This window comes from Pseudonocardia pini, from assembly GCF_013870575.1.
Taxonomy (GTDB): Bacteria; Actinomycetota; Actinomycetes; order Mycobacteriales; family Pseudonocardiaceae; genus Pseudonocardia; species Pseudonocardia pini.
This window is the reverse complement of record NZ_JACBXB010000138.1, coordinates 1-9518: the sequence shown is the minus strand read 5'-3', so window position 1 is coordinate 9518 and position 9518 is coordinate 1. Positions and strand designations below refer to the sequence as shown.

General features: G+C 73.0%; 10 protein-coding genes and 1 pseudogene. 3 read left to right on the top strand and 8 right to left on the bottom strand.

All coding sequences use genetic code 11. The annotated features are described in order from the left end of the window. The 5 genes from H5J29_RS10965 to H5J29_RS10945 all read right to left on the bottom strand — a co-directional run. Positions 1-563 (bottom strand): ABC transporter permease (locus tag H5J29_RS10965; RefSeq protein ID WP_181780828.1); only part of this gene is annotated, 563 nt, incomplete at its 3' end. Position 564: 1 nt separating this feature from the next. After that, on the bottom strand, positions 565-2082 hold the full coding sequence (locus H5J29_RS10960) for an ABC transporter substrate-binding protein (RefSeq protein ID WP_181780827.1): 1518 nt from the start codon (positions 2080-2082) through the stop codon (positions 565-567). Beyond that, positions 2079-2963: an efflux RND transporter periplasmic adaptor subunit gene (locus H5J29_RS10955; RefSeq protein ID WP_181780826.1), complete on the bottom strand. Its 885-nt coding sequence runs from the start codon at positions 2961-2963 to the stop codon at positions 2079-2081. Before H5J29_RS10955 ends, H5J29_RS10960 begins: the two co-directional genes overlap by 4 nt. Positions 2964-3055: 92 nt before the next feature. Further along, positions 3056-4264 carry an ABC transporter permease gene (locus H5J29_RS10950; protein ID WP_181780825.1) on the bottom strand — a complete coding sequence of 403 codons (1209 nt, stop codon included), beginning with the start codon at positions 4262-4264 and terminating at the stop codon, positions 3056-3058. Beyond that, on the bottom strand, positions 4261-4929 hold the full coding sequence (locus H5J29_RS10945; RefSeq protein WP_181780824.1) for an ABC transporter ATP-binding protein: 669 nt from the start codon (positions 4927-4929) through the stop codon (positions 4261-4263). The genes H5J29_RS10950 and H5J29_RS10945 overlap by 4 nt, the downstream gene beginning before the upstream one ends. A 295-nt stretch (positions 4930-5224) precedes the next feature. Here H5J29_RS10945 and H5J29_RS10940 point away from each other — a divergent pair, with 295 nt between their 5' ends. After that, on the top strand, positions 5225-5749 hold the full coding sequence (locus tag H5J29_RS10940) for a small multidrug efflux protein (RefSeq protein WP_181780823.1): 525 nt from the start codon (positions 5225-5227) through the stop codon (positions 5747-5749). 114 nt (positions 5750-5863) lie between these two features. Here the strand turns inward: H5J29_RS10940 and H5J29_RS10935 are convergent. Next, positions 5864-6028, bottom strand: a pseudogene (locus H5J29_RS10935) (LuxR C-terminal-related transcriptional regulator); the annotation flags it as partial. Between the two features lie 116 nt (positions 6029-6144). Here H5J29_RS10935 and H5J29_RS10930 point away from each other — a divergent pair. Further along, positions 6145-6408, top strand: a complete 264-nt coding sequence (locus H5J29_RS10930; protein ID WP_220187253.1) for an SRPBCC family protein — start codon at positions 6145-6147, stop codon at positions 6406-6408. A 94-nt stretch (positions 6409-6502) separates the two neighbouring features. Here the strand turns inward: H5J29_RS10930 and H5J29_RS10925 are convergent, their stop codons facing one another. Beyond that, positions 6503-7342, bottom strand: coding sequence for a helix-turn-helix transcriptional regulator (locus H5J29_RS10925; RefSeq protein ID WP_181780820.1), 840 nt, complete (start codon positions 7340-7342; stop codon positions 6503-6505). Positions 7343-7492: 150 nt separating this feature from the next. Between H5J29_RS10925 and H5J29_RS10920 the strand changes: the two genes are divergently transcribed. Next, positions 7493-8428: an SDR family oxidoreductase gene (locus tag H5J29_RS10920; RefSeq protein ID WP_181780819.1), complete on the top strand. Its 936-nt coding sequence runs from the start codon at positions 7493-7495 to the stop codon at positions 8426-8428. Positions 8429-8680: 252 nt separating this feature from the next. On the opposite strand, the gene H5J29_RS10915 is transcribed toward H5J29_RS10920, so the two are convergent. Further along, complete coding sequence (locus H5J29_RS10915) at positions 8681-9343, bottom strand: nitroreductase family protein (protein WP_312858158.1); 663 nt, start codon at positions 9341-9343, stop codon at positions 8681-8683. Positions 9344-9518: the final 175 nt, after the last annotated feature.

The window sequence follows — 9518 nt, the reverse complement described above, 5'->3', positions numbered from 1 at the left end:
GTGACGCACGGCAGGACCAGGCTGCGCAGCGCGCGGCCCGGCTGGCCCCACCCCGCCGTCGGGAAGCCCTGGGCGGGGAGCCAGCGCAGCACCACCGCGAACACGATCGCCAGCACCAGCCCGACCCACAGCGTGGGCAGCGCGATGCCGAGCTGGGACAGCCCCGCGATCCCCAGCCCCACCCGTGTCCGGTGCCGGACCGCCGCGAGCACCCCCAGCGGCACCGCGACCAGCACCGCCAGCACGATCGAGCCCAGGACCAGCGGCCCGGTCACGGCGAGCTTGGCGGCCAGCTCCGCGGACACCGACACCCCGGACAGCGCCGAGGTCCCGAAGTCCCCGGTGACCACCCCGCCGATCCAGTCGAGGTACTGCACCACCACCGGCCGGTCGGTGCCGAGCTCGGCACGCAGCAGCTCGACCTGTTCCGGCGTGGCCTCCACGCCCGCGATCACCTGCGCCATGTCCCCCGACAGCAGCCGGAGCAGCCCGAACACGAGCAGGCTCGCGACCAGTAGGGACAGCAGGAACAGGACCGTCCGCCGGATCAGGAAGGGGAGCACGTCAGGCAGGCTCCGTCGCGGTCAGCGCCGAGAGGTCGAGCCGCGAGCTCGTGGAGCTGGTGGGGAAGCCCTCCACGCCCTCCCGGATCACCGTGCGGGTGCCCGGGTTCAGCAGCCAGTCGCTCGCCGCGTCCTCCGAGATCCGCCGCGCGACCTGCCGGTAGAGGTCGTCTCGCTCCTGGTCGGTGGCGGCGGTGCCCGCGCGGGCCACGAGGTCCTGCACGACGGGGCTGTCGTAGCGCCAGTAGTACTGCGGGTTCGCGTAGTTGCCGATGTCCCGCGGCTCGGCGTGGTCGACGATGCTCAGGTCGTAGTCCGCCTGCTTGTAGACCTTGTCCAGCCAGGTCGCGAACTCCACCGGCTGGACGTCCACCGTGATCCCGACCTGCCCGAGCTGCGACGCGACGTACGTCCCGACGCTCTCCGGGTAGATGTTCGGGACCTGCAGCGACAGCGTCAGCCCGCCCGCCTGGCCCGCGTCGGCGAGCAGCCTCCTCGCCGCCTCGGGGTCGTAGGGGTCGATCGCGGTGAGGTCCTCGTACCAGGGATCGGTGGGGGCCACGCCGCTGCCGATCCGCTGCCCGGTCCCGCCGAGGATCCTGATCAGACCGTCCTTGTCGATGGCCTGGCGGATCGCGTGGCGCACGCGGGGGTCCGCGAGGGGTCCGCGGCCGGTGTTGAAGCCCAGCACGAACTTGTCCGACGTGATGCCCTCGGCGACGGTGAACTCGTCCCGACCCTCGAACGCGCTCAGCAGGGTCGGTTCCGGTGCGGTCTCGACGTCCGTCTCGCCGGTGAGCTGCGCGTTGTTCGCCGCGTTGTCGTCCGTGATGTAGTGCAGCACCACCGAGGCGACCTTCACCTTCTCGCCCCAGTAGTTCTCGTTGCGCGCCAACGTGATCGTCGAGCCACGGTTCCACTGCCGGACCACGTACGGCCCGCTGCCGTTCGGGGTCGCGGCCAGCGAGGCGGGGTCGGTGTCCTTCTTCAGCACCACGCCGGCCCGGTTGGTGAGCGCGTAGGTGAGGTTCGAGTCGCGCTGCGACAGGGTGATCTGCACGGTCCGCGGATCCGGTGCGGTCACCGCGGCGACCGCGGCGAGGTCCTTCTTGTTCGGGTTCTTCGAGTCCGGCGCGAGGACCCGCTGGTAGGACCACACGACGTCGGCGGAGGTCAGCGGGGAACCGTCGGCGAACCGCAGGTTCGGCCTGAGCGAGAAGGTGTAGGTCAGCCCGTCCGCAGAGGTCTGCACCGACTCGGCGAGCAGGGGGCGGATCTCGCCGGCCTGGGTGCGGGTCAGCAGGCCCTGGTAGACGTTGTCGAGCAGCAGCTGCTCCAGCGCGGCGCCCGAGACCGTGGTGAGGTCCAGGCTCGTCGGCTCCAGGACCAGCCGGACGTCGACGGTCGCGTCGGTGCTCGGCGCCGCCGCCTGCTCGGCTCCCCCGCCCCCGCAGGCCGCGAGGAGGACCGCGGTCGCGGCGGTGAGGGCGAGGGTGGAGGCGAGTCGGGTCGGCCTCATCGGGTGGGTTCTCCGATCGGGGCGTCGGCGACCACCGCGGACTGGACCGCGACGTCGGCGGGCCCGCTGGTCCGCGCGCCGTCGAGCTGGGACTGCGCGTCGGAGATCGACTTCTCGGCGTTGACGATCGACAGCCTGCCGGCCGCCGCGTCGGTGCTCTGCTTGCTCCGCGCCTGGTCCAGCGCCGTCTGCGAGGCGATCACCTGCCGCTTCGCCGTCGTGACATTCTGCTCGTCGGCCGCCAGCGCCGAGCACGCGGGATCGGAGCCCGACGTCGTGGTGGTCCCGGTGTCCGTGGCGGTCCCCGAGCCGGTGGTGTCGCCCGTCGTGGACGTGGTGCCTGCCGCGGTCGCGGAAGCCTCGCCGTCGGGGCAGTCGCGGCGGTCCTCCGCCAGCTGATCCTCGGCCGCGTCCTGTTGGCCGTGGTCGAAGTCCAGCTGCACCTGCGCCCGCGACACCGCGGACTCGTTCGCGTCGCTGGTGGCGTCGACCTGGCTGCGGGTGGCGTCGAGGACCGCGCGGGCCGAGTCGAGGGCGGCCTCGGCCGAGGCGACCGAGTTGTCGCCGGTCAGCTTGCCGAGCGACGCGTCCTGCTGGTTCAGCTTCGCCTGGGCGGAGGCCAGCTGGGAGCGGGCGGCCCCGTCGTCGAGCCGGGCGAGCGGCTGACCCGCCGCGACGACGTCGCCCACCTTGACGGAGAGCTCCACGAGGCGTCCGCCCTCGGCGAAGCCGAGGTTCTGCTGGGTGATCGACACCAGCGAACCGGAGGCCGACACCCCCTGCGACACCGTGCCCCGGTCGACGACCGCGGTCGGCGCCGGGGGAGTGTCGCTCCCGCTGCAGCCGGCGAGCACCGCCCCCACCAGGGCGACGGTGCCCACGAGGCGGATCCGGCGTGTGGACGGGTTCCTGGGCGCTGTCTGGCTCACGGGACTCCAGGTGTTCAGGGGGCTCGGTGGGCGTTGGCGGGACGTCATTGGTGCCGGAGGGCGTCGATGGGGCGCATGCGGGCGGCCCGGTTGGCGGGGAAGCCGCCCGCGAGCAGGCCGATCACCAGGCTGACCCCGAAGGCGAGCACCACGGACCCGACCGAGACCGCCGGCGCGGGGAATTCGTCGACCAGCTGCCCCAGCACGGCGCCCGCGCCCAGGGAGAGCCCGATCCCGAGCAGGATCCCGATGATCCCCCCGACGCCGGACAGCACCATCGCCTCGATGAGGAACTGCTGCAGGATCGCGCGGTAGCGGGCGCCGATGGCCTTGCGGATGCCGATCTCGCGGGTCCGTTCGGTGACCGTGACCAGCATGATGTTCGCGACGCCGATGCTGCCGACGAGCAGCGAGATGCCCGCCACGCCCGCGACGAAGATCGTCACGATGGTCAGCACCTGGGAGAACTGGTCCAGCAGGCTCTGCAGGGCCGTGGCCGAGAAGTCCCGGTCCTGCGGCTCCCTGATGCCGTGCCGCTGGTCGAGCACCGCCTGCACCTGCTCGAGGGCCTGCGGGACGACCTCGGGGGACACCGCGCGGACGGTGATCGAGCTGACGACGTCGCCGCCGCCGAGCAGGTAGCTGCGCGCGGCGCCCAGGGGCATCACGGCGATGTCGTCCTGCTGCCCGTTGCCGGCCAGGACACCGATCACCCGAAACGTCGTCCGGCCGATCCGCACCTGCTCGCCGAGCGCCTCGCCCGCCTGCCCGCCGAACAGCGTCGCCACCGGGTTCGGGCCGAGGACGACCACCTTGGCCTTGTTCGTGGCCTGCTGGGCGTCGAAGAACGACCCGACGACCAGCTCGCGGTTGGCGACCTCGAGGTAGTCCGCCTCGGTGCCGGTGAGGGAGGTGCGGACCTGGCCGCCGCCGGCGAGCTGGATCGACGCCGCACCGCTGACGGAGGGGTTGACGGCGGCGACCGCGGGCGTCCGCGACGGGCTCCGCAGCGCCCGCACGTCCGCGTCGGTGAGGTCCTTCGCCCCGGTGACCTGCTGGTCCTTGGTGATCTGGATCTGGTTGGCGAGCGGCCCGAAGGCGCCGGCGACGTACGTCTGCAGCCCGTTGCCGAACGCCACGAGGACGATCACGGCCGCGACGCCGATGATGATGCCGAGCATGGTCAGTGCCGACCGCAGCGTGTTGCCGCGCAGGCCGCGGATCGCGATCCGCGCCGACTCCCAGAGGCTCACCTTCGCTCGTCCCCGACGATCCGCCCGTCGCGCAACGTCACCACGCGCTGCGCGAACTCGGCGACCTCGGGCTCGTGGGTGATCAGCACGATCGTCCGACCCGCCTCGTTCAGCTCGACGAACAGGTTCATCACGTCGACCGTCGAGGTGGTGTCCAGGTTCCCTGTCGGCTCGTCCGCCAGGATCATCGCCGGGTCCGTCACCAGGGCCCGTGCCACCGCGACCCGCTGCTGCTGCCCACCCGAGAGCTGGTTCGGCTGGTGGTCCGTCCGATCTCCCAGACCCACCCGTTCCAACGCCTGCTGCGCCCGTCTACGCCGATTGGACGTACCGGCGTAGACCATCGGCAGCTCCACGTTCCGGATCGCCGAGGTCCGCGGCAGCAGGTTGAAGGACTGGAACACGAAACCGATCTTGCGACTCCGCACGTCCGCCAGCCGGTTCTCCGACAGGCCCGCCACCGGCTCGCCGTCCAGTAGGTAGGAGCCCTCGGACGGGACGTCCAGGCAGCCCAGGATGTTCATCATGGTCGACTTGCCGGAGCCGGAGGGCCCCATGACCGCCACGAGCTCCCCGTTCCCGATCCGCAACGTCACGTCGTCGAGTGCCCGCAACGAGACCGCACCGGTCGAGTACACCTTCGACACGTGCTCCAGCTCGATCATCGGCTCCTGCCGGGTCGTCCTTCGGTTCGCTGCCGTCGCCCGGGATGACGCCTCGGACCGGATTCGGTTGACCCGAGGGGCTGAGAGCGGACTGAGAGCATCCGCTCCCTGGATCGTGGGGGCCGACCCGCGGGCTTGACCATGCCGTTGCGGCACGGTGTGGAGTGGGTTCCGAGAGCCACCCGGGTGTCGTCGCGCTTGCCGGGTGGCCCGCCCGGCGGGCCGCGCCGGAGACCATCCCTCGGCGGTCCGGACCCGGGTGCATCTCGTCGCGACACCGGATGAGGAGCTCGTCATGAACCCCGTCGCAGACCTTGCGCGGAACTTCCAGGAACTCGTGGCCCAGGTGCCCGACCTCGTGCAGCCGTTGATCGTCGTGCTGGCCGGAGCGGTGCCCTTCATCGAAGGTGAGGGGGCGACGGCGATCGGGGTCGTGGGTGGGCTCCATCCCCTGCTCGCGGGGGTCGCGGCGGCCGTGGGCAACTTCCTCAGCGTGCTGGTGGTCGTGCTGGTCAGCTCGCGCGCCCGCGTCGCGGCGGTGAACCGGCGCGCCGGCCGCGCCGGAGCGGCCGGGACCGCACTCGCCGAGCCCGAGTCGAAGGGGCGCAGGCGCTTCCGGAGGTGGCTGGTCCGGTTCGGGGTGCCGGGCGCGAGCCTCCTCGGGCCGCTGGCGATCCCGACGCAGTTCACGTCCGCCATGCTCGTGGCCACGGGGATCCCGCGCGGACGGGTCCTGCTGTGGCAGGGGATCGCGATCGTCCTCTGGACCACCGCGACGACCGTGGTCGTCTGGGGTGTGCTGACCGCGGTGCTGACCTGAGGAGGTCCTCGGCGACGGGGACCGAGGTCCGCCGCCGGACCTCCCGACGGGGGCCGGCCCACACCCGTCAAGCGTCGTCGTGCACCTCGGTCACCGGCGGCGGGCCGGGAGCCCTCACCGGGACCGGGCGACGAGCAGCGCCGGCTCCACCCGTGACGGGCAGCCGGTGGCGGCCATGATCCGGCTGATCGCCTTCTCCACGCTGTCCTCGGCGAGGGAGAGGGACTCGGCGATCTGGGCGTTGGACATGCCCGCCGCGACGAGCCGGACGACCTGCCGCTGCCGGTCGGACGGGGACGCGGACTACGACGCCGCGATCGTCGACAAGCTCGCCCGGGTCCACGAGAGGACGGGCAGGGTGCTGCGGCCGCGCGAGAGCGCGCATGGAGGGCGACGTGCGGCACGCGACCTTCGCCGACGGGGGCGGGGACGCGACCGAGCGGATCGTCGAGCACGACGCCGCCGCCCGCACCTACGACTACGACTACCTCACCTCCCGCATCACGGTGAGCGGGGACGGCGACGGCGCGGAGATCCTCTGGGTCTCCGAGTTCACCTCGGGCTCCGCGGAGACCGGCGAGGAGCTCGCCGAGGCGATCGGCGGCATCTACCGCGGCGGCCTGGACCACCTCGTCACCGTCCTGGACCAGGGAGCATGACCTAGTCGTCCCGGCGCCGCGCAGGCCTGACCTGCACCTCGCCGGCTTCCGTCGGGCTGAGTCGCCGCGCGTCACGCGTCGTCCCGGGCGCCCGTCAGTGGAGCGTCTGTGTGCCGAGGACCGACAGCAGGCGCAGCCGCTCGTAGCTCTCGCTGCCCGGGACCGCGGTGTAGACGAGCAGGAGGTGCGACTGCTCGGGGTCGAGCAGCGTCTGGCAGGTCAGTTCGAGCCTGCCGACCTCGGGGTGGACGAAGGTCTTGACCTCGCGGGGGCGGAGTCCGACCTCGTGGGTCTCCCACAGGGTCCGGAACTCCTCGCTCCGGGCGAGCAGCAGGTCGGCGAGGTGCGCGGCCCGGGAGCCCGGTCCGCGCAGCGTGACGACCCCGCGCAGGCCCGAGGTGAACAGCCGGGACAGGAACGCGTGGTCCTCGGGCGCGTACAGCGCCCGCGCGGCCGGGTCGGTGAACCACCGGTAGCCGAGGCTGCGGGCCGGGCCGGTGTGGGCGGTGGAGTCGCCGGTGAGCGCGACGCCGAGCGGGGTCTGCCGCAGCGTCTCGCCCAGCTCGGTGACGATCTCGGCGGGGGTGTCGGCGAGCCGGTCGAGGATGCGCAGCAGGCCGGGGCCGACGTGTCGGCTGTCGGTGCCCCGGGTGGGCGGGCGGTGGCCCGCGAGCCGGTACAGGTGGTCGCGCTCGTCGAGGGAGAGATGGAGGCCCTGGGCGATCGAGGCGATCATCTGCTCCGACGGCTGGGGCCCGCGTTCGCGTTCGATCCGGGCGTAGTAGTCGGTCGACATGTGGCAGAGGGCGGCGACCTCCTCGCGGCGCAACCCGCTGGTCCGGCGGCGTTGCCCGCGGGGGAGGCCGATGTCCTCGGGCTGCAGGGACTCCCGGCGCCGGCGGAGGAACTCCGCCAGGCCCACCCGGTCGATCATGTCCACCGCCTTCGTTCTCGGGTACCCGTCGTTCCTACCGTGGCGGCGCGCACTCAGCCACGGATCGTCGAGCCGTGGCTGAGCGGGTCCTGGCGGCGACGGTCGGCGGGCTCGAGCATCGGGTCACCGACCGAACCTGAGGAGACCGGCATGGCTCGCAGTATCGACATCACCGTCCCCGACCTCACCGGGCGGCTCGCCGTCGTGACCGGCGCGAGCGACGGGATCGGGTTCGTCGTCGCAGGAAGGCTCGCCGCGGCGGGCGCCGAGGTGATCATGCCGGTGCGGAGTATCGCCAAGGGGGACCGGGCCGCCGCGCGCATCCGCGCCGACGTCCCGGGCGCGCGTGTCACGACCCGCGCGCTCGACCTGTCGTCGCTGGAGTCGGTCGCCGCCCTCGCGGACACGCTGGTGGGCGAGGGCCGCCCAGTCGACCTCCTCGTGAACAACGCCGGCGTGATGACCCCGCCCAGCCGCCAGGTGACGAGGGACGGCTTCGAGCTGCAGTTCGGCACGAACCACCTGGGCCACTTCGCCCTCACCCTGGGGCTGCTCCCGCTGCTGCGCGAGGGCAAGGCCCGGATCACCCACCAGACGAGCATCGCCGCCCGCCGCGGGACGATCAACTGGGACGACCTGAACTGGGAGCGCAGCTACGACGTCGCCCGCGCGTACAGCCAGTCGAAGGCCGCCGTCGGCCTGTTCGCCCGCGATCTCGACGCCCGCAGCACCGCGGGCGGCTGGGGCGTCACCAGCAACCTCGCCCACCCCGGCGTGTCCCCGACGAACCTGCTCGCCGCACAGCCCGGCCTGGGGCGGTCGAGGGACACCGGTGCCGTCCGCGCGATCCGCCTGCTCTCCCGGCTGGGCGTCGTCGGCACCGTCGAGAGCGCCGCACTGCCCGCCCTGCTGGCGGCGACCGGCCCGGACTCCCGGGGCGACGAGTTCTACGGGCCGAAGGGACTCGGCGACGTCGGCGGAGCCCCGGCGCGTCAAGAGCTGTGGGGCCCGCTGCGGAGGAGCGACGACGCCCGCAGGCTGTCGGAGGCCTCCGAGCGGCTCGTCGGGCTGCGGTTCCCGGACTGAGGGGCGGGGGGAGATCCTCCGCCTCCGTTGTGAGGCGGTGGTCGCTTGACACCCCGTCACCCGGACGGGTTTCCTCGGGGTGTGGCGGAGACCTGGTCGCGGCGTCGACACGTCGACTTCTGCCGCACCGGGGCCGCGCTCTGTCGGTGACGCCCTGGGGCCCGCGGGTCCCCGACGCCGTCCGCCACCCCCGGTCCCCGGAGCACCGCCATGCCCGTCCCCCCGTCTGCGCCGTTCGTGGCTTCGCGGGCCTCAGGAGCGGTTGCGGGTCTCGCCCCACCGCTCCCAGAACACGACCTCCTCGAGCGGCCTGCGGCGCGGCTGGGCCCAGCGGCCGCGGGTCGGGTAGCCGAGGGGGACCAGGCCCATCGTCGCGGCGTCCTCCGGAAGCCCGAGCAGGGCGTTGACCTCCTGTTCGTGGGTGAGGTGGAACGAGGTCAACACACCGCCGATCCCGTACGCGCGGGCGGCGAGCAGCAGGTTCTGCACCGCGCCGTAGATCGACCCGCCGAGCCGCTTGTCCTGCGAGCCCGCCGCCCCCGGCAGCACCGGGAAGACCCAGACGGGGGCCTCGGCGATGTGGTGGGCCAGGTGCTCGACGGCCCGGTACGTCGACGTGGAGAGGCCCGTGGGCGGCTGCGGGTCCCGGTCCGGGTGCAGCAGCTCCTCCCGGCGCACGCCGTACGACCGCTGCCAGCCCTCCACGTAGAACGGGGCGATGGCGGCCTTGGTCGCCGGGTCGGTCACCACCAGCCAGCCCCAGGGCTGTCGGTTGCCGCCGGACGGGCCGCGCACGGCGGCGTCGAGCAGCTCCCAGAGCACGTCCTCGGGGATGGGGGTGTCCGCCAGGTAGCGGCGGGCCGGGGTGCTGTGCAGACCCTCCAGCAGGCCGACGGGGTCGGGGGTGTCGGGCACGGAGCCCTCCTTCTCGGGTCGAGGGGGACCCGGCCACCGTAGGCGGCTCCGGCCCCGCCCCGCCCGCGCTCCCAGCATGTGAAACCCCGAGGAGTCCTGTATGGACATCAGTCTCGTGATCGGGCTCGAGATCGGTGGGGACGGTGCGCACCCCGCCGCCTGGCGGGCCGCCGAC